This window comes from Pseudomonas sp. 91RF (assembly GCF_003576265.1).
GTDB classification, from domain to species: Bacteria; Pseudomonadota; Gammaproteobacteria; order Pseudomonadales; family Pseudomonadaceae; genus Aquipseudomonas; species Aquipseudomonas kribbensis.
This window is the reverse complement of the sequence record NZ_QWFC01000047.1, coordinates 327,425-346,822: the sequence shown is the minus strand read 5'-3', so window position 1 is coordinate 346,822 and position 19,398 is coordinate 327,425. Positions and strand designations below refer to the sequence as shown.

The 19,398-nt window shown below is 61.9% G+C and carries 16 protein-coding genes; all 16 read left to right on the top strand.

The window, feature by feature from the left end:
• On the top strand, positions 1–161 hold a 161-nt coding region (locus DXT77_RS24845; RefSeq protein WP_147407025.1), incomplete at its 5' end, for a hypothetical protein.
• A 79-nt stretch (positions 162–240) separates the two neighbouring features.
• Positions 241–1,713 carry a cytosine permease gene (locus tag DXT77_RS24840; RefSeq protein ID WP_119429557.1) on the top strand — a complete coding sequence of 491 codons (1,473 nt, stop codon included), beginning with the start codon at positions 241–243 and terminating at the stop codon, positions 1,711–1,713.
• A 71-nt stretch (positions 1,714–1,784) separates the two neighbouring features.
• Complete coding sequence (locus DXT77_RS24835) at positions 1,785–2,753, top strand: ABC transporter substrate-binding protein (protein ID WP_085732540.1); 969 nt, start codon at positions 1,785–1,787, stop codon at positions 2,751–2,753.
• 83 nt (positions 2,754–2,836) lie between these two features.
• Positions 2,837–3,688 (top strand): proline/glycine betaine ABC transporter permease, encoded by an 852-nt coding sequence (locus DXT77_RS24830; RefSeq protein WP_085711027.1) that lies wholly within the window; start codon positions 2,837–2,839, stop codon positions 3,686–3,688.
• Entirely contained in the window at positions 3,685–4,515 is an 831-nt protein-coding gene (locus DXT77_RS24825; RefSeq protein ID WP_085711028.1) for a glycine betaine/L-proline ABC transporter ATP-binding protein, read from the top strand. Before DXT77_RS24830 ends, DXT77_RS24825 begins: the two co-directional genes overlap by 4 nt.
• 148 nt (positions 4,516–4,663) lie before the next feature.
• Positions 4,664–6,187 carry a histidine ammonia-lyase gene (gene hutH, locus DXT77_RS24820; RefSeq protein WP_119429556.1) on the top strand — a complete coding sequence of 508 codons (1,524 nt, stop codon included), beginning with the start codon at positions 4,664–4,666 and terminating at the stop codon, positions 6,185–6,187.
• Positions 6,188–6,316: 129 nt separating this feature from the next.
• Positions 6,317–7,849, top strand: a complete 1,533-nt coding sequence (gene hutH, locus DXT77_RS24815; RefSeq protein ID WP_119429555.1) for a histidine ammonia-lyase — start codon at positions 6,317–6,319, stop codon at positions 7,847–7,849.
• Positions 7,850–7,949: 100 nt separating this feature from the next.
• A complete protein-coding gene (gene hutI, locus DXT77_RS24810; protein ID WP_114881114.1) occupies positions 7,950–9,155 on the top strand; it encodes an imidazolonepropionase in 1,206 nt (401 codons plus the stop codon).
• A 10-nt stretch (positions 9,156–9,165) separates the two neighbouring features.
• A complete protein-coding gene (hutG, locus tag DXT77_RS24805; RefSeq protein ID WP_119429554.1) occupies positions 9,166–9,969 on the top strand; it encodes an N-formylglutamate deformylase in 804 nt (267 codons plus the stop codon).
• Between the two features lie 258 nt (positions 9,970–10,227).
• Complete coding sequence (locus DXT77_RS24800) at positions 10,228–11,175, top strand: choline ABC transporter substrate-binding protein (protein WP_119429553.1); 948 nt, start codon at positions 10,228–10,230, stop codon at positions 11,173–11,175.
• Positions 11,175–12,080, top strand: coding sequence for an alpha/beta hydrolase (locus DXT77_RS24795; RefSeq protein WP_119429552.1), 906 nt, complete (start codon positions 11,175–11,177; stop codon positions 12,078–12,080). The genes DXT77_RS24800 and DXT77_RS24795 overlap by 1 nt, the downstream gene beginning before the upstream one ends.
• A 104-nt stretch (positions 12,081–12,184) precedes the next feature.
• Positions 12,185–13,156, top strand: a complete 972-nt coding sequence (pip, locus tag DXT77_RS24790; protein WP_119429551.1) for a prolyl aminopeptidase — start codon at positions 12,185–12,187, stop codon at positions 13,154–13,156.
• The gene (gene dtd / locus DXT77_RS24785; RefSeq protein WP_065260939.1) at positions 13,153–13,590 is read left to right on the top strand and encodes a D-aminoacyl-tRNA deacylase; all 438 of its coding nucleotides are present in this window, start codon (positions 13,153–13,155) and stop codon (positions 13,588–13,590) included. The genes pip and dtd overlap by 4 nt, the downstream gene beginning before the upstream one ends.
• A 321-nt stretch (positions 13,591–13,911) precedes the next feature.
• On the top strand, positions 13,912–15,726 hold the full coding sequence (locus DXT77_RS24780; protein WP_119429564.1) for a glucan biosynthesis protein G: 1,815 nt from the start codon (positions 13,912–13,914) through the stop codon (positions 15,724–15,726).
• Positions 15,719–18,289, top strand: coding sequence for a glucans biosynthesis glucosyltransferase MdoH (gene mdoH, locus DXT77_RS24775; protein WP_119429550.1), 2,571 nt, complete (start codon positions 15,719–15,721; stop codon positions 18,287–18,289). The genes DXT77_RS24780 and mdoH overlap by 8 nt, the downstream gene beginning before the upstream one ends.
• Positions 18,290–18,478: 189 nt before the next feature.
• Positions 18,479–19,276 (top strand): transporter substrate-binding domain-containing protein, encoded by a 798-nt coding sequence (locus DXT77_RS24770; protein ID WP_085711037.1) that lies wholly within the window; start codon positions 18,479–18,481, stop codon positions 19,274–19,276.
• Positions 19,277–19,398: the final 122 nt, after the last annotated feature.

The following is a 19,398-nucleotide window of genomic DNA, read 5'->3' as shown; positions in this document are numbered from 1 at the left end:
TCGTCTGCGACGGTACGGATGAAGCGGCCGAGCGTATCGCTCGCGTGCTGCACAACGACCCGGGCACTGGTGTGATGCGTCACGCCGATGCCGGTTACCAGATCGCCATTGACTGTGCCAAGGAGCAAGGGCTGAACCTGCCGATGATCACCGGCAAATAAAACCTGGGGGAGCGAGCGTGCTCGCTCCCGCGAAGCCAATACAACAACAAAACCCAGAACAATCCACAGAGGTTGAATCATGGCTGGCAACACCGATCGTGCAAGCAACAAACCGTTGATCGAAAGGCGTTCGATCGACTACATCCCGGAAGCGGAAAGACACGGTCGTCTGTTCAGTCAGTTCACCCTGTGGATGGGTGCCAACCTGCAAATCACCGCGATTGTCACCGGGGCCCTGGCCGTGGTGCTGGGCGGTGACGTGTTCTGGTCGCTGATCGGTCTGTTGATCGGTCAACTGCTGGGCGGCGGCGTCATGGCGCTGCACGCGGCGCAAGGGCCGAAGCTGGGCCTGCCGCAGATGATTTCCAGCCGTGTGCAGTTCGGGGTTTATGGTGCGGCGATTCCGATCGTGCTGGTGTGCCTGATGTACCTCGGCTTCACCGCGACCGGCACCGTACTGTCGGGTCAGGCGCTGGGCCAGTTGTTCGGGGTCAGCGACACCGTTGGCATCCTGCTCTTCGCCAGCGTCATCGTGGTGGTCACGGTGCTCGGCTATCGGGTGATCCACTGGATCGGCCGTATCGCCAGTGTCATCGGTGTGATTGCTTTCGTTTACCTGTTCAGCCGTCTGATGAGTCAGGTGGACGTCGGCGCACTTCTGCAAATCCGTCACTTCAGCTGGAGCAGCTTCCTGCTGGCGGTGTCGCTGGCAGCGTCCTGGCAGATCGCCTTCGGCCCTTATGTGGCGGACTACTCGCGTTACCTGCCGAGCAAGGTTTCCTCGGTGAAAACCTTCTTCGCTGCCGGTGCCGGTTCGGTGATCGGCGCGCAAGTGGCGATGATTCTCGGTGTGTTCGCGGCGGCTTCGGCCAACGGCCAGTTCGCCGGTCATGAAGTGGCTTACATCGTCGGTCTGGGCGGCACGGGCGCCACCGCCGCGCTGCTGTATTTCAGCATCGCGTTCGGCAAGGTGACCATCTCCACCCTGAACTCCTACGGCAGCTTCATGTGCATCGCGACCATCATCAGCGGCTTCCGTGGCCACCTGACTGTCACCCGGATGCAGCGTCTGGTGTTCGTGCTGGTGATCGTCGGTGCCGCGACCCTGATCGCCTTGCTCGGCCAGCACTCGTTCCTCGGGGCGTTCAAGTCTTTCATCCTGTTCCTGCTGGCGTTCTTCACGCCGTGGAGCGCGATCAATCTCGTGGACTACTACTGCATTACCCGTGAGCACTACGACGTCCCGGCGCTGGCCGATCCGAACGGTCGCTACGGTCGCTGGAACCTCCTGGGGATCAGCGTCTATGTGTTCGGTGTGCTGGTGCAGCTGCCGTTCATCTCCACCAAGTTCTATACCGGTCCGCTGGTGGCCGCACTGGGTGATGTGGATATCTCGTGGATCATCGGTCTGGTGCTGCCCGCTGCGCTTTACTACGTGTGCGCCAAGAAATGGCACGGCAGCGTGCCCGATCGCCTGATTCTGCCGGTCGAGCAGAACAGCGTTGTACAACCTGAAGCAAACGGGACCGGCCGCGCTGCGGCGCAGGCCTGATCTGGACGTGGACAGGGCTGGATGCCTCTTGAACTGCCGTAAGCCAATTCATGATTAGGAGCGTCACAACAATGAAATCGAACAAGACCCTGCTGACCACATTGCTGTCCATGGGCCTGCTGGCCAGTGCCGGCGCCACCCAGGCCGCCGGTTGGTGCGAATCCGGCAAACCGGTGAAATTCGCCGGCCTGAACTGGGAAAGCGCGATGTTGCTGACCGACGTGCTGCAAGTCGTGCTGGAGAAAGGTTACGACTGCAAGACCGACAGCCTGCCAGGCAACTCCATCACCATGGAAAACGCCCTGAGCAGCAACGATATTCAAGTGTTCGCCGAAGAGTGGGTCGGCCGCAGCGAGGTCTGGAACAAGGCCGAGAAGGCCGGCAAGGTCGTCGGTGTCGGCGCGCCGGTGGTTGGTGCGGTGGAAGGCTGGTACGTGCCGCGCTACGTGATCGAAGGCGATGCCAAGCGCAAGATCGAAGCCAAGGCGCCGGACCTGAAAAACATCGCTGACCTGGGCAAATACTCGGCGATCTTCAAGGATGCCGAAGAGCCGTCCAAGGGCCGCTTCTACAACTGCCCGGCCGGCTGGACCTGCGAGCTGGACAACAGCGAAATGCTGAAAAGCTACGGCCTGGAAAACAGCTACACCAACTTCCGTCCGGGCACCGGCCCGGCGCTGGATGCGGCGGTGCTGTCGAGCTACAAGCGCGGCGAGCCGATCCTGTTCTACTACTGGTCGCCAACCCCGCTGATGGGCCAGATCGACGCGGTCAAACTGGAAGAGAAACCGGGCGTCGACAAGCGCGTGACCATCAAGGTCGGCCTGTCCAAGACCTTCCACGAGGAAGCCCCGGAGCTGGTGGCCGTGCTGGAAAAGGTCAACCTGCCGATCGACCTGCTGAACCAGAACCTGGGTCGCATGACCAAGGAGCGGATCGAGTCGCCGAAGCTGGCGAAAATCTTCCTCAAGGAACATCCTGAGGTCTGGCATGCGTGGGTCAGCGACGACGCTGCCAAGAAAATCGACGCGGCGCTGTAGGTCGATACCTCCCGGCTAACCGTGAGGCTGGCCGGGAGAATTGCCGTCATCGCTTGATTGAGATTTCTGATTGAGAGCCGCTTATGTTTCCCGAACGCTTTACGTTTTCCATCGCCGACTGGGTCAACGGTTGGGTCGATGCACTGGTCACCAACTACGGTGACGTGTTCCGCCATATCTCCGACACCCTGCTGTGGGCCATCGTCAACCTTGAAGGCCTGCTGCGCGCCGCACCGTGGTGGTTGATGCTGGCCATCGTCGCGGGTGTTGCCTGGCACGCCACGCGCAAGGTCGTGACCACCGCCGTGATCGTTGGTCTGTTGTTCCTGGTGGGCGCCGTCGGCCTGTGGGACAAACTCATGCAGACGCTGGCGCTGATGATGGTCGCCACAGTCATTTCGGTGCTGATCGGCGTGCCGCTAGGGATCCTCTCGGCCCGCAGCAATCGCCTGCGTTCGTTCCTGATGCCGCTGCTCGACATCATGCAGACCATGCCCAGCTTCGTGTACCTGATCCCGGTGCTGATGCTGTTCGGCCTGGGCAAGGTGCCGGCGATTTTCGCCACCGTGATCTACGCTGCGCCGCCGCTGATCCGCCTGACCGATCTGGGCATCCGCCAGGTCGACGGTGAAGTGATGGAGGCCATCAACGCTTTCGGCGCCAACCGCTGGCAGCAACTGTTCGGCGTGCAACTGCCGCTGGCCCTGCCGAGCATCATGGCCGGGATAAACCAGACCACCATGATGGCCCTGTCGATGGTGGTGATCGCCTCGATGATCGGTGCCCGTGGCCTGGGTGAAGATGTGCTGGTAGGCATCCAGACCCTCAACGTCGGACGCGGCCTTGAAGCCGGTCTGGCGATCGTGATTCTCGCAGTGGTCATCGACCGTATTACCCAGGCGTATGGTCGGCCACGGCATGAGGTGAGCAAATGAGCAACGCAACCGTGAGCAAGATCGAAGTCAAAAACGTCTTCAAGATTTTCGGCAACCGTTCCAGGGACGCGCTGGCCATGGTCGGCCAGGGCAAGACCAAGGAGCAGGTGCTGAACGAGACCGGTTGCGTGGTCGGGGTCAACGACCTTTCCCTGAGCATCGGCACCGGCGAGATCTTCGTGATCATGGGTCTGTCCGGCTCCGGCAAATCCACGCTGGTGCGCCACTTCAACCGCCTGATCGACCCGACCAGCGGCGCGATCCTGGTGGACGGCGTGGACATCCTGCAATACGACATGGACGCCCTGCGCGAATTTCGCCGGCACAAGATCAGCATGGTGTTCCAGAGCTTCGGCCTGCTGCCGCACAAGACCGTGCTCGACAACGTCGCCTACGGCCTGAAAGTGCGCGGCGAGAGCAAGCAACTGTGCGCCGAGCGCGCGCTGCACTGGATCAACACCGTGGGCCTCAAGGGCTACGAAAACAAATACCCGCACCAGCTCTCCGGCGGCATGCGCCAGCGTGTCGGCCTGGCCCGCGCGCTGGCGGCGGACACCGACATCATCCTGATGGACGAGGCGTTCAGCGCCCTCGACCCGCTGATCCGCGCCGAGATGCAGGACCAGTTGCTGGAGCTGCAAAAGACCCTGCACAAGACCATCGTCTTCATCACCCACGACCTCGACGAGGCCGTGCGCATCGGCAACCGCATCGCGATCCTCAAGGACGGCCGCCTGATCCAGGTCGGCACGCCGAAAGAGATCCTGCATTCGCCGGCGGACGAATATGTCGATCGCTTCGTGCAGCGGCGGGCGGCGGTGGTTTAAGCAGATTTGTGTTGACTGGGCCGGCCTCATCGTCGGAGCGCCGCCCGGAGCAGGCTCGCTCCCACAGTTGGAATGTGTACCCCTGTGGGAGCGAGCCTGCTCGCGATAGCGTCGGTAAAGCTGCATCAAGGTTCGGATGAGGTTGAAGATGTCCCAGGCTCAAAAAATCGTTATCGCCGACGCCCCGATGCGTTGGCAGGATGTGGTCGCGGTAGCCCGTCATGGCGCGCAGCTCGAGCTGTCGGCCCAGACCTGGGCGCGCATCGAAAATGCTCAGGGCATCGTCCAGCGCATCGTCGCCAGCGGCGAGCGCGCCTATGGCGTCAATACCGGGCTGGGCGGTCTGTCCAATGTCTCGCTGCAGGGCGAACAACTCAGCCAGTTGTCGCGCAACACCTTGCTCAGCCATGCCTGCGGCGTCGGCCCGGTACTGGCCGACGAGCAGACCCGCGCCATCATGTGCGCCGCAATCCGCAACTACAGCCACGGCAAATCCGGGATACATCGCCAAGTAGTCGAAGCACTGCTGGCGTTGCTCAATCGCGGTATCACTCCGCAAGTGCCGTCCCAGGGTTCGGTCGGATACCTGAGCCATATGGCGCACATCGGCATCGCGCTGCTGGGCGTGGGCAATGTCAGCTATCGCGGGCAAGTAATCTCCGCGCAGCAGGCGTTGGCCGAAGAAGGCCTGCAACCGGTGCAACTCGGGGCGAAGGATGGTTTGTGCCTGGTCAACGGCACGCCGTGCATGACCGGTCTCGGCTGCCTGGCGATTGCCGATGCCACGCGGCTGGTGCAATGGGCCGACGTGGTCGGTGCCATGAGTTTCGAAGCGCAACGCGGCCAGATCGCCGCGTTCGACGCCGAGATCATCGCGCTCAAGCCGCACCCGGGCATGCAGCAGGTCGGCGTCAATCTGCGGGCGCTGCTCGATGGCAGTGAAGTGATCGCGTCGAGCAAAGGCATTCGCACCCAGGATGCGCTGAGCATCCGCTCGATCCCGCAGGTGCACGGCGCCGCACGCGATCAACTGGAGCACGCGATCAAACAGATCGAAACCGAACTCAACGGCTGCACCGACAACCCGTTGCTGCTGGGCACGCCGGATGACTTCCGTGTCATGTCCCAGGCCAACCCGCACGGGCAATCGGTGGCGCTGGCGGCGGACTTGCTGGCGATCTCGATGGCTGAAATCGGCTCGATTGCCGAGCGGCGTCTGGACCGTTTGATCAACCCGCACGTCAGTGGTCTGCCGGCGTTTCTGGTGGCCAATCCGGGGGTTAACTCCGGGATGATGATCGTGCAATACGTCGCCGCGTCGCTGTGCGCGGAAAACCGTCAGTTGGCGCAACCGGCGGTGCTCGACAACTACGTCACTTCCGGCCTGCAGGAAGACCACCTGAGCATGGGCACCAACGCCGCGCTGAAGCTGCATCGCGCACTGGAAAACTGCACGCAGATCCTCGCCATCGAGTACCTGCTGGCGGCTCAGGCCTTTGAATTTCTCAAGGAACAGCGCTTTGGCGCCGGCACCGATGTGGCGTGGCGACTGCTGCGCGAGAAGGTCCCTGCTTACGATCAGGACCGCTGGCTGGCGCCGGATATCGCTGCTGCAGCGAGCGTGTTGAAAGACCCGGATCTGTTGCACAACGTACTGCCGAATTTGCACTGACAATTACCCATACCAGCGTGCCAAGGCGCGGATCGTCCAAAAGACGAGAGGCGACGGATAACGGAATGCTCCGGAGCGACTGGTAGTTTCTCTTTATTCAAGAGACGAACTCACAAAAGGAGCACATAAATGACTGCGCTGAACCTGATCCCCGGCCAACTGAGCCTGGCCCAACTGCGTGATGTCTACCAGCAACCGGTCAAGCTGACTCTCGACAACAGCGCCTCGGCCCAGATCGAAGCCAGCGTCGCCTGCGTCGAGCAGATCCTCGCCGAGAACCGCACCGCCTACGGCATCAACACCGGTTTCGGCCTGCTGGCCTCGACCCGCATCGCCAGCGAAGACCTGGAAAACCTCCAGCGTTCGCTGGTGCTGTCCCACGCTGCCGGCGTTGGTCAGCCGATCAGTGATGAGCTGGTGCGCCTGATCATGGTGCTCAAGGTCAACAGCCTGAGTCGTGGTTTCTCCGGCATCCGTCGCGTGGTGATCGACGCGCTGATCACCCTGATCAACGCCGAGGTTTACCCGCACATTCCGCTGAAAGGTTCGGTCGGTGCGTCCGGTGACCTGGCACCGCTGGCGCACATGTCGCTGGTGCTGCTGGGCGAGGGCAAGGCGCGCTACAAGGGTGAGTGGATGGAAGCGACCGAGGCGCTGAAAGTCGCCGGTCTGACCCCGCTGACACTGGCTGCCAAAGAAGGTCTGGCGCTGCTCAACGGCACCCAGGTGTCTACCGCATTCGCGCTGCGCGGTCTGTTTGAAGGTGAAGACCTGTTTGCCGGCGCACTTGCGCTGGGCGGTCTTACAGTTGAAGCAGTATTGGGCTCGCGCTCGCCGTTCGACGCACGCATCCACGCCGCCCGTGGCCAGAAAGGCCAGATCGACACCGCCGCCGCTTACCGCGATCTGCTCGGTGAGCGCAGCGAAGTCTCCGACTCGCACCAGAACTGCGAAAAGGTTCAGGATCCGTACTCGCTGCGTTGCCAGCCACAGGTCATGGGCGCCTGCCTGACCCAGTTCCGTCAAGCCGCTGAAGTGCTGGTCATTGAAGCCAACGCGGTCTCCGACAACCCGCTGGTATTTGCCGCTGAAGGCGACGTGATTTCCGGCGGCAACTTCCACGCTGAACCCGTGGCCATGGCTGCTGACAACATGGCTTTGGCCATCGCTGAAATCGGCTCACTGAGCGAGCGTCGCATCTCGCTGATGATGGACAAGCACATGTCGCAACTGCCGCCGTTCCTGGTGGCCAATGGCGGCGTGAACTCCGGTTTCATGATTGCCCAGGTGACTGCGGCGGCACTGGCCAGCGAGAACAAGGCGCTGGCCCATCCGCACTCGGTGGACAGCCTGCCGACCTCCGCCAACCAGGAAGACCACGTGTCGATGGCCCCGGCTGCCGGCAAGCGTTTGTGGGAAATGGCCGAGAACACCCGCGGCATTCTCGCGGTGGAATGGCTGGCGGCGGTGCAGGGTCTGGACCTGCGCAACGGCCTGAAGACTTCGACCAAACTGGAACAGGCCCGGGGAATCCTGCGTCGCGAGGTGCCGTTCTACGAGAAGGACCGCTTCTTCGCGCCGGACATCAATGCGGCGAGCGAGCTGCTGGCTTCGCGCATTCTGACTGAACTGGTTCCGGCGAAACTGCTGCCGAGCCTGTGATGCACTCATCGCCAGCAGGCTGGCTCCCACAAGAGCACCGCGCAACCTGTGGGAGCCAGCCTGCTGGCGATTCGATTTTGAATACTGTGGAGACTAAGGGATGAAAACCCTCTGGCAACACTGCCACGTCGCAACCATGGCGCAAGGCGTCTACTCGATCATCGAGGATGCGGCCATCGTGACGTCCGGTGCACACATCGAGTGGATCGGCCCGCGCACTCAATTGCCGTCCGGCGAATACCCGGCGGTCAACGATCTGCAAGGCGCGTGGGTCACCCCCGGCCTGATCGACTGCCACACCCACACCGTGTTCGGCGGTAATCGCAGCGGCGAGTTCGAGAAACGCCTGCAAGGCGTCAGCTACGCCGAGATCGCTGCAGCCGGTGGCGGCATCGCCAGCACCGTGCGCGCCACCCGCGAAGCGTCGGAAGACGAACTGTTCGCCAGCGCCGCCAAACGCCTGAAAAGCCTGATGCGCGATGGCGTGACCACAGTCGAAATGAAATCCGGCTATGGCCTCGATCTGGCCAGCGAGCGCAAGATCCTGCGAGTCATCCGTCGCCTCGCCGACGAGCTGCCGATCAGCGTGCGCAGCACCTGCCTGGCCGCTCATGCGCTGCCACCGGAATACAAGGATCGCGCTGACGATTACATCGATCACATCTGCGCCGAGATGCTGCCTGCGCTGGCTGCCGAAGGGCTGGTGGACGCGGTGGATGCCTTCTGCGAATACCTGGCGTTCTCCCCGGAGCAGGTCGAGCGGGTGTTCATCACCGCGCAAAAACTCGGTCTGCCGGTGAAGCTGCACGCCGAGCAACTTTCGTCGCTGCACGGTTCCAGCCTCGCGGCGCGCTATCACGCATTGTCCGCCGATCACCTGGAGTTCATGGATGAAGACGACGCCATCGCCATGGCCAAGTCCGACACCGTCGCGGTGTTGTTGCCGGGCGCGTTCTACTTCCTGCGTGAAACCCAGTTGCCGCCGATGGAAGCACTGCGCAAGCACAAGGTGAAAATCGCCATCGCCAGCGACCTCAACCCCGGCACGTCGCCGGCGCTGTCGTTGCGCCTGATGCTGAACATGGCCTGCACCTGTTTCCGCATGACCCCGGAAGAAGCTTTGGCCGGCGCCACGATTCATGCGGCGCAAGCCCTGGGCATGGCCGATACCCACGGTTCGCTGGAAGTTGGCAAGGTCGCGGATTTCGTCGCCTGGCAGATCGACCGGCCGGCGGACCTGGCGTACTGGCTGGGCGGTGAACTGGACAAACGCGTCGTGCGTCACGGCGTTGAATCAAGTCTGTAGGAGAGCGGTTGTGGATAAGGTTCTGAACTTCAAACAAGGTCGCGTACCGCTGCTGATCAGCATGCCTCACGCGGGTGTGCGCCTGACCCCGGCGGTCGAGGCCGGGTTGATCCCGGACGCGAAAAGCCTGCCGGACACCGACTGGCATATTCCGCAGCTCTACGACTTCGCCGCCGAACTGGGCGCCAGCACCCTGGCGGCCGAGTACTCGCGGTTCGTCATCGACCTGAACCGGCCGTCCGACGACAAGCCGTTGTATGCCGGTGCCACCACCGGGCTGTACCCGGCGACGCTGTTCGATGGCATTCCGTTGTTCAAGGAAGGCAAGGAACCGTCGAAAGAAGAACGCGCGACCTATCTGGAGCAGATCTGGACGCCGTACCACCGCACCTTGCAGGAAGAGCTGGCGCGGCTGAAGGCCGAGTTCGGTTACGCACTGTTGTTCGATGCGCACTCGATCCGTTCGATCATCCCGCACCTGTTCGACGGCAAGCTGCCGGACTTCAACCTCGGCACCTTCAACGGCGCCAGCTGCGATCCTCAACTGGCCACGCAACTGGAAGCGATCTGCGCACGCCACGGCGATTACAGCCATGTGCTGAACGGACGCTTCAAGGGCGGCCACATCACCCGTCACTACGGCAAACCGGCCGAAAACATCCACGCCGTGCAACTGGAACTGGGCCAGTGCACCTACATGGAAGAGTTCGAACCGTTCCGCTACCGCGCCGATCTGGCGGAGCCGACGCGGGTGGTGCTCAAGGAGTTGCTGCAGGGGCTGCTCGCGTGGGGCAAAACCCACTACGCCGCATAAGGTTCCCCCCTGTGGGAGCGAGCCTGCTCGCGATAGCATCATTACATTCAACATCTCGTTGACTGACAGAACGCTATCGCGAGCAGGCTCGCTCCCACAGTTTTTGGTGGTCACAAGAAAGGGGCCGACAGTCGCCACCGTGCAAATCCCGGTCGCCACAGGTCGCTTTTCCGTCTCGCCTGCTGCGTAATGTTTCGGCCACGGTGCAAGAAGACACCGATCCGAACAATAAACCGCTGCCGCACGAGACGATCCCACATGAAAAAACTGTTCACTCGTTGTGCGTTAATCCTCACCGGCAGTGCGCTGCTCAGCGCCGGCGCCATGGCTTCCGACGATGCTTCCTGCAAAACCGTGCGCATGGGCGTGGTCAACTGGACCGACGTGATCGCCACCAGCGGCATGGCCGACGTGCTGCTCAACGGCCTCGGCTACGAAAGCAAGCAGACCAGCGCCGTGCAGCAAATCATCTTTGCCGGCATCCGCGACAAACGACTCGATATCTTCCTCGGCTACTGGAAACCGGCGATGGACAAGAACATCGCGCCGTTCCTCGCTGCCAATCAAGTCAAAGTGATGGACAAGCCCAGTCTGGCCGACGCCCAGGCAACCCTGGCAGTGCCGGACTACGTTGCGGCGGCGGGGCTGAAGACCTTCGGCGACATTGCGAAATTCAAGGATCAACTCGGCGGCAAGATCTACGGCATCGAGCCCGGCAGCGGCGCCAACACCACGATCAAGACCATGATCGAAACCAACCATTTCGGCCTGAAGGATTTCAAGATCATCGAGTCCGGTGAAGCCGGCATGCTCGCCGCCGTGCAGCGGGCGGTGAATCGCAAGGAGTTCGTGGTGTTCGTTGGCTGGACCCCGCACCCGATGAACATCAACATGAAAATCACCTACCTGACCGGCAGCGAAGACGTCTACGGCCCGAACGAAGGCGCCGCCACCGTTTCCACGGTCACCGCGCCGGATTACGCCGAGCGCTGCCCGAACGTCCATCGACTGCTGGAAAACCTGACCTTCACCGCCGCTCAGGAAAGCCAGTTGATGGTGCCGATCATGGAGCGCAAGACACCGCAGGACGTGGCGAAGAACTGGCTGCGTGAACATCCGCAAGATCTGCAGCGCTGGCTGGCGGGTGTCAGCAGTTTCGACGGCAAGGACGGCGTGGCCACGGTCCAGGCCAGCCTGAAAAACTGATGGGCACTTATCCGCTTTCTCCGGCGATGGCGGCGTTTGTCGCCAGAACCGAAAGCTTCGCCAGCGATGAAAGCAGCTTCGCCGGATTGCGCCGGGGTTATGACGAGATGTGCCGGGCGTTCACTCCGCCGCGCCCGGCAGGACTTGAGGTAGAGGACTTTCGGTTGGGGGCGGTGCCGGTTCGCGCTTATCGCCCACCTGCGGCGTCACCATCCTGCGTGGTGTACCTGCACGGTGGCGGCTGGGTGGTCGGCGGGCTGGATTCCCACGACTTTATCTGCTGCGAACTGGCCATGGCGCTGGGGGCTATGGTGGTGGCGGTGGATTACCGGTTGGCGCCGGAGCATCCGTTTCCCGCCGGGTTCGACGACTGCCTGAGTGTCTGGCGTGCCCTGCGCAGCGGATCGTTCGGCTTCGACCGCGAGCGGATGCTGGTGGCCGGCGACAGCGCAGGTGGCAATCTCGCCGCTGCATTGTGTCTGGCTCTGCGCGATGCCGGCGAGCCGTTGCCCAGTGCCCAAGTGCTGATCTATCCCGGACTGGGCGGTGACGAGCATCTGCCGTCACGCAGCGAATGCGCCGATGCGCCGTTACTCTCCAGCAGCGACGTGGATTGTTATCACGCGTTGTACCTGCGCGGCACACCAAAACCGAATGCCCGGGCCATGCCGTTGCTTGCCGATGACTTAAGCGGACTGCCCCCGGCCTGGATCGCCGTGGCGCAGTTCGATCCGTTGCGCGACGACGGTGTGCGCTACGCCGAACGACTGTCCGCCGCCGGGGGCGAGGCCACGCTGTATTACGGCGAAGGGCTGGTGCACGGCTGCCTGCGGGCGCGGCATCAGGTCGCCGAAGTCGATCGCCTCTACGAAAACCTGCTGGGGTTCATGGCTGACAAAATGTGACAGCGTGCGGGCATGCTCATTGACGTAAATCGGGTTTATGATGCCGGACGGCAGAATAATAGAAGTCCCCCCAGGGATGACCTCGACCCCTTACGGAGCGCGCAATGCAGACTTTGTTTCCGCAGATCAAACCTCACGCACGGCACGATCTGGCCGTCGACGACACCCATACGCTGTACGTCGACGAAAGCGGTTCACCGGAAGGTTTGCCGGTGGCGTTCATCCACGGTGGCCCGGGCGCGGGGTGCGATGCCCAGAGCCGTCGCTACTTTGATCCGAATCTGTATCGCATCGTCACCTTCGACCAGCGTGGCTGCGGACGCTCCACCCCCCACGCCAGCCTGGAAAACAACACCACCTGGGATCTGGTCGAAGACCTTGAGCGCATTCGCAAACACCTGGGCATCGATAAATGGGTGCTGTTCGGCGGCTCCTGGGGTTCGACCCTGGCGCTGGCTTACGCGCAGACCCACCCGGAGCGCGTGCTTGGTCTGATCCTGCGTGGGATCTTTCTCTGCCGCCCGCAGGAAATCGAATGGTTCTACCAGGCAGGGGCCAGCCGTCTGTTCCCCGATTACTGGCAGGACTACCTCGCGCCGATCCCGCTGGACGAGCGCGACGACCTGCTCAGCGCTTTCCACAAACGCCTGACCGGCAACGACCAGATCGCCCAGATGCATGCCGCCAAGGCCTGGTCGACCTGGGAAGGACGCACCGCGACCCTGCGCCCGAACCCGCTGGTGGTCGACCGTTTCTCCGAGCCGCAGCGCGCCTTGTCGATTGCGCGGATCGAATGCCACTACTTCACCAACAATGCCTTCCTCGAACCGGACCAGCTGATTCGCGACATGGGCAAGATCGCTCATCTGCCGGGCGTGATCATCCATGGCCGTTACGACGTGATCTGCCCGCTCGACAATGCCTGGGAACTGCATCAGGCCTGGCCGAACAGCGAGCTGCAGGTGATCCGCGATGCCGGTCACGCCGCGTCCGAACCAGGCATCACCGATGCACTGGTGCGCGCCGCCAGCAAAATGGCCCGGCGCCTGCTCGACCTGCCGCCCGAAGAAGCATGAAGGGGCTTTTGCAGCGCGTGAAAGGCGCGCGGGTCGAAGTGGCGGGAGAGGTAGTCGGCAGCGTCGATCAGGGTTTACTGGTGCTGGTGGCGGTCGAACCCGACGACACGCAGGCCAGCGCCGACAAACTTCTGCATAAGCTGCTTAACTATCGAGTATTCAGTGACGCCGAGGGCAAGATGAATCTGTCTTTGGCGGATGTGGGCGGCGGGCTGCTGCTGGTCTCTCAGTTCACCCTGGCTGCCGACACCAAAAGCGGGCTGCGTCCGAGTTTCTCGACCGCTGCCCCTCCGGCGCTGGGCGAGGAATTGTTCGACTATCTATTAAGCAAAGCGAAACAGATGCATGGCACTGTGGCATCAGGTAGATTCGGCGCGGATATGCAGGTGCACCTGGTCAACGATGGCCCGGTAACCTTCCTGTTACAGACATGAAAGCGCTTGAAACAAGTTTTTAAGGGCTTTTCGACTGAAAACAGGGAATTTTCGCGATAAATACTTTGTTACCCCTGATGCGTTGTCACGCGGGCTACTAGATAATCGCGCGCTACGGGGATCAGCGTTCGTTGGTCCATTTTGACTTAGGTAGAGACTTGTCCGGATCCGATTGGGGAATCATTTTGCCCCAGCGGAGTCGGAACAATGCTCGCCAACTTGGCAAGGGTGCCCTGCAAGGCCGGTATTTTTGTACCGAAAACCTCACAGGCACTTCATCTGGCCGTTGGTTTATTGATCTGTTTTCGGCGAGGGTTGCTCGTGATTGTTAGTCCCTGTAATGCAGCAAAATTGTCTGCCAAACGCTTGCGCAGCGCTCTGGTAGCGGGCTCGGCAGTACTCTGCCTGCTCAGCGCCGGCCAGCTTTGGGCATTCAATCTTGACGATGTGTCGGCCAAGGCCAAAGAGCTGGCCGGGCAGAAATTCGAAGCCCCGCGCAGCAACCTGCCGAACGAATTCCGTGACATGAAGTTCGCGGATTATCAGAAAATTCGTTTCCGCACCGAAAAGGCCGAGTGGGCTGATCAGAAGACCCCGTTCAAGCTGTCCTTCTATCATCAGGGCATGCACTTCGATACACCGGTGAAAATCAACGAAATCACCGCGAACACCGTCGAAGAGATCAAATACGATCCGTCTCGCTTCGATTTCGGCGATCTGCAGTTCGATCCGAAGGCCACCGAACAACTGGGCTACGCCGGTTTCCGTGTCCTGTACCCGATCAACAAGGCGGACAAGCAAGACGAGATCATGACGATGCTGGGCGCGAGCTATTTCCGCGTCGTCGGCAAGGGTCACACCTACGGTCTGTCGGCCCGTGGCCTGGCGATCGATACCGCTCTGCCGTCCGGCGAAGAGTTCCCGCGTTTCCGCGAGTTCTGGGTGCAGCAGCCGAAGCCGGGCGACAAGCACCTGGTGATCTTCGCCCTGCTGGACTCGCCGCGTGCTACCGGTGCGTACCGTCTGATCGTGCGTCCGGGCAGCGACACCATTGTCGACGTCAAAGGCCAGATGTTCCTGCGTGACAAGGTCGGCAAACTCGGCATCGCGCCGCTGACCAGCATGTTCCTGTTCGGCGCCAACCAGCCGTCGAAAGTGCTCAACTACCGTCGCGAACTGCACGACTCCAGCGGTTTGTCGATCCATGCCGGCAACGGCGAGTGGATCTGGCGCCCACTGAACAACCCTAAACATCTGGCCGTGAGCCAGTTCAGCGTCGAGAACCCGCGTGGTTTCGGCCTGCTGCAACGTGGCCGTGACTTCAGCCACTACGAAGACCTCGACGACCGCTACGACAAGCGTCCAAGCGCCTGGATCGAGCCGAAGGGCGAGTGGGGCAAGGGTACTGTCGATCTGGTAGAGATTCCTACCGCCGATGAAACCAACGACAACATCGTTGCCTTCTGGAACCCGGAAAAACAGCCGGAGCCGGGCCAGCCGCTGGACTTCGCGTACCGCATGCACTGGACTAACAACGAGTCCAACATTCACGCCATCGACAGTGCCTGGGTCGAGCAGACCCTGCGTTCTACCGGTGACGTCAAGCAATCGAACCTGATCCGGCAGCCGGATGGCACCGTTGCCTACCTGGTGGACTTCGAAGGTCCGTCCCTGGCGGCATTGGCGCCGGATGCCGATGTGCGTAGTCAGGTCAGCGTCGGTGACAACGCCGAGGTGGTCGAGAACAGCGTGCGTTACAACCCGGAAACCAAAGGCTGGCGTCTGACCCTGCGCCTGAAGGTCAAGGATGCGAGCAAGGCCACCGAAATGCGTGCTGCGCTGGTGCAACACGTGATTCCCGTGGATCTGGCCAAAACCTCGGTGCCGGCGTCGAACTCGTCCGTTGCCAAGGCCGACAAGGTTGCCGCCAAACAGCAGGAAAAAACCGACAAGGAAGCCCAGGCAGCCGAGGCCAAACAGGCCGACGCCAAGCCAGCGGCACAAGCCAAGGACAAGGCCAACAAAGACGCCAAGCAGCCAGCGGCTGCGGACGCGGCCCCAGCCACACCGGAACCGGCCTCGACTGAACAAGTCCTGACCGAGACCTGGAGCTATCAGTTGCCTGCCGATGAGTAACTCTCAAGTACAGCCAGAGACTCTGTCCGAGTATCTGGCGCATCTGCCGATGACCGACGAGCAGCGCGCGGAACTCGCGGGCTGCCAGTCCTTCAGCGAATTGCATCAACGCCTGTCGTCCTCGACGTTCGACGCACCGACCGAAGCCGCCCAGGCTTCGGTGGGCAAGCGCCTGACCCTGAGCACTGCCGAAGAGCTGGAAGACGCGGAAATGCTGGTGCTCGACGCCAGCGGCCGGGTCAGCCTCAAGGCCACGCCGCCGATCCGTCGGACCAAGGTCGTGCCGGAGCCGTGGCGCACCAACATTCTGGTGCGTGGCTGGCGCCGGCTGACCGGCCGGACCAACCCGCCGCAGCCGCCGAAAGACCAGAACGTGCTGCCGGCCGCCCGCTGGCGCACCGTCGGTTCGATCCGTCGCTACATCCTGCTGATCCTGATGCTCGGCCAGACCATCGTCGCCGGCTGGTACATGAAAGGCATCATGCCGTACCAGGGCTGGTCGTTCGTCGATCTGGAAGAAGTCCTGCATCAACCGCTGCTGCAGACCGCCACGCAAGTGCTGCCGTATGCGCTGCAGACCAGCATCCTGATCATGTTCGGGATTCTGTTCTGCTGGGTGTCGGCCGGTTTCTGGACCGCGCTGATGGGCTTCCTCGAGTTGCTCACCGGTCACGATAAATACCGGATCTCCGGTAAAAGCGCTGGCAACGAGCCGATTCCGAAAGACGCGCGCACCGCACTGGTGATGCCGATCTGCAACGAAGACGTGCCTCGGGTGTTTGCCGGTCTGCGCGCGACCTTCGAGTCCGTTGCGGCTACCGGTGACCTGGACCGCTTCGACTTCTTCGTCCTCAGCGACAGTAACGACACCGATATCTGCGTTGCCGAGCAACAGGCCTGGCTGGACGTCTGCCGTGAAGCCAAGGGCTTCGGCAAGATCTTCTATCGCCGCCGTCGCCGTCGCGTCAAACGCAAGAGCGGCAACCTCGACGACTTCTGCCGTCGCTGGGGCGGTGACTACAAGTACATGGTCGTGCTCGACGCCGACTCGGTGATGAGCGGCGAGTGCCTGACCAGTCTGGTGCGTCTGATGGAAGCCACGCCGGACGCCGGCATCATCCAGACCGCGCCGCGCGCTTCGGGCATGGACACGCTGTATGCACGCATGCAGCAGTTCGCCACTCGCGTTTACGGCCCGTTGTTCACCGCCGGCCTGCACTTCTGGCAGCTGGGTGAATCCCACTACTGGGGCCACAACGCGATCATCCGCATGAAGCCGTTCATCGACCACTGCGCCCTGGCGCCGTTGCCGGGCAAAGGTGCGTTCTCCGGTGCGATCCTCTCTCACGACTTCGTCGAAGCCGCGCTGATGCGCCGTGCCGGCTGGGGCGTGTGGATTGCCTACGATCTGCCGGGCAGTTACGAAGAACTGCCGCCGAACCTGCTCGACGAGCTCAAGCGTGACCGTCGCTGGTGCCACGGCAACCTGATGAACTTCCGCCTGTTCCTGGTAAAAGGCATGCACCCGGTGCACCGCGCGGTGTTTCTGACCGGCGTGATGTCTTACCTGTCGGCGCCGCTGTGGTTCTTCTTCCTGGTGCTGTCTACCGCGCTGCTTGCGGTGAACACGCTGATGGAGCCGCAGTACTTCCTTGAGCCGCGCCAGCTCTATCCGCTGTGGCCACAATGGCACCCTGACAAGGCCATCGCGCTGTTCTCGACGACCATCGTGCTGCTGTTCCTGCCGAAGCTGTTGAGCATCATCCTGATCTGGGCCAAGGGCGCGAAAGAGTTCGGCGGCAAGTTCAAGGTGACCCTGTCGATGCTGCTGGAGATGCTGTTCTCCATGCTGCTGGCGCCGGTGCGGATGATTTTCCACACCCGTTTCGTTCTGGCCGCGTTCCTTGGCTGGGCCGCGACCTGGAACTCGCCGCAGCGTGACGACGACTCCACGCCATGGAGCGAAGCGGTCAAGCGTCACGGTCCGCAGACCCTGCTGGGCTTCTTCTGGGCGCTGCTGGTGATCTGGCTGAACCCGAGCTTCCTGTGGTGGCTGGTGCCGATCGTCGGTTCGCTGATGCTGTCGATTCCGGTGTCGGTGATTTCCAGCCGTGTGGGCCTGGGCCTCAAATCCCGTGACGAGAGCCTGTTCCTCATCCCCGAGGAATACAATCCGCCACAGGCACTGCTGGCCACCGATCAGTACACCCACGAAAACCGCTGGCATGCGCTGAACGACGGCTTCGTCCGCGCCGTGGTCGATCCACAGCAGAACGCCCTGGCGTGCTCGCTGGCGACCTCGCGTCACGGTCAGGCCGAGCCGATCGAGTGGCTGCGTCAGGAACGTGTGCGTCACGCGATCAAGGTCGGCCCGGCCGGGCTGAACAACCATGATCGCCTGCAACTGCTGAGCGACCCGGTGGCCCTGGCCCGTCTGCACGAGCAGGTGTGGGCCGAAGGTCACGCCGAGTGGCTGGACGCCTGGCGGGCGTCGGTGAAAGCCGATCCCCATGCGCCGCTGTTGCCGCTCAAGCCTGTGAGCTTGCAGGCACAACCGGCCTGATGAAGAAACCCCGCGCAAGCGGGGTTTTTTTTGCCTGCCGAATGCTGGCATCGGTCAGCCACCCATCAAAAAACCTTGTGCAAACGGACGAGTGCGTTAGCATCCGTCCCCGAATTGGCGCACCCGGACGCTTTTGTCCATCTCTGTCGGTTTTCGCGCCGCAAACGCAATGGTTTTGGGGACTTGAAGATGAAGAAGTATCTGTCGATGCTGCTGGTCGGCGTCACGGCACTGGTTGCAGTCAATGCGGCGCAGGCCGGCGCAATCGATGACGCGGTCAAGCGCGGCACATTGAAAGTCGGCATGGATCCGACCTACATGCCGTTCGAGATGACCAACAAGCGCGGCGAGATCATCGGTTTCGAAGTCGACATCCTCAAAGCCATGTCCAAGGCCATGGGCGTCAAGCTGGAGCTGGTTTCGACCGGTTACGACGGCATCATCCCGGCGCTGATGACCGACAAGTTCGACATGATCGGCAGCGGCATGACCCTGACCCAGGAACGCAACCTGCGCCTGAACTTCAGCGAACCCTTCATCGTGGTCGGCCAGACCCTGCTGATCCGCAAGGAGCTGGAAGGCACTATCAAGTCCTACAAAGACCTGAACACCGCCGACTACCGCATCACCTCCAAGCTCGGCACCACCGGTGAAATGGTCGCCAAGAAGCTGATCGCCAAGGCCAAGTACCACGGCTACGACAACGAGCAGGAAGCCGTGCTCGACGTGGTCAACGGCAAGGCCGACGCCTTCATCTACGACGCGCCGTACAACGTGGTCGCGGTGAACAAGGTCGGCGCCGGCAAACTGGTGTTCCTCGACAAGCCGTTCACCTACGAGCCGCTGGCCTTCGGTCTGAAGAAGGGTGATTACGACAGCATCAACTTCATCAACAACTTCCTGCACCAGATCCACGAAGACGGCACCTACGATCGCATCCATGACAAGTGGTTCAAGAGCACCGAGTGGCTCAAGGACATGGAATAAGCGCTGGTCAGACTGACCGCGTCGCGCCCATCGCCAGCAGGCGGGCTCCCACATTGGAATGCGTTTCCCTGTGGGAGCGAGCCTGCTCGCGATAGCGGCCTCCCCGGCGACACAACTTTCGG

Coding starts and splice junctions, on each gene's coding strand:
- hutH (WP_119429555.1), top strand. CDS start 6,317: ATGACTGCGCTGAACCTGATCCCCGGCCAACTGAGCCTGGCCCAACTG.
- DXT77_RS24800 (WP_119429553.1), top strand. CDS start 10,228: ATGAAAAAACTGTTCACTCGTTGTGCGTTAATCCTCACCGGCAGTGCG.
- hutH (WP_119429556.1), top strand. CDS start 4,664: ATGTCCCAGGCTCAAAAAATCGTTATCGCCGACGCCCCGATGCGTTGG.
- dtd (WP_065260939.1), top strand. CDS start 13,153: ATGAAGGGGCTTTTGCAGCGCGTGAAAGGCGCGCGGGTCGAAGTGGCG.
- DXT77_RS24825 (WP_085711028.1), top strand. CDS start 3,685: ATGAGCAACGCAACCGTGAGCAAGATCGAAGTCAAAAACGTCTTCAAG.
- pip (WP_119429551.1), top strand. CDS start 12,185: ATGCAGACTTTGTTTCCGCAGATCAAACCTCACGCACGGCACGATCTG.
- DXT77_RS24795 (WP_119429552.1), top strand. CDS start 11,175: ATGGGCACTTATCCGCTTTCTCCGGCGATGGCGGCGTTTGTCGCCAGA.
- DXT77_RS24830 (WP_085711027.1), top strand. CDS start 2,837: ATGTTTCCCGAACGCTTTACGTTTTCCATCGCCGACTGGGTCAACGGT.
- mdoH (WP_119429550.1), top strand. CDS start 15,719: ATGAGTAACTCTCAAGTACAGCCAGAGACTCTGTCCGAGTATCTGGCG.
- hutI (WP_114881114.1), top strand. CDS start 7,950: ATGAAAACCCTCTGGCAACACTGCCACGTCGCAACCATGGCGCAAGGC.
- DXT77_RS24840 (WP_119429557.1), top strand. CDS start 241: ATGGCTGGCAACACCGATCGTGCAAGCAACAAACCGTTGATCGAAAGG.
- DXT77_RS24835 (WP_085732540.1), top strand. CDS start 1,785: ATGAAATCGAACAAGACCCTGCTGACCACATTGCTGTCCATGGGCCTG.
- DXT77_RS24770 (WP_085711037.1), top strand. CDS start 18,479: ATGAAGAAGTATCTGTCGATGCTGCTGGTCGGCGTCACGGCACTGGTT.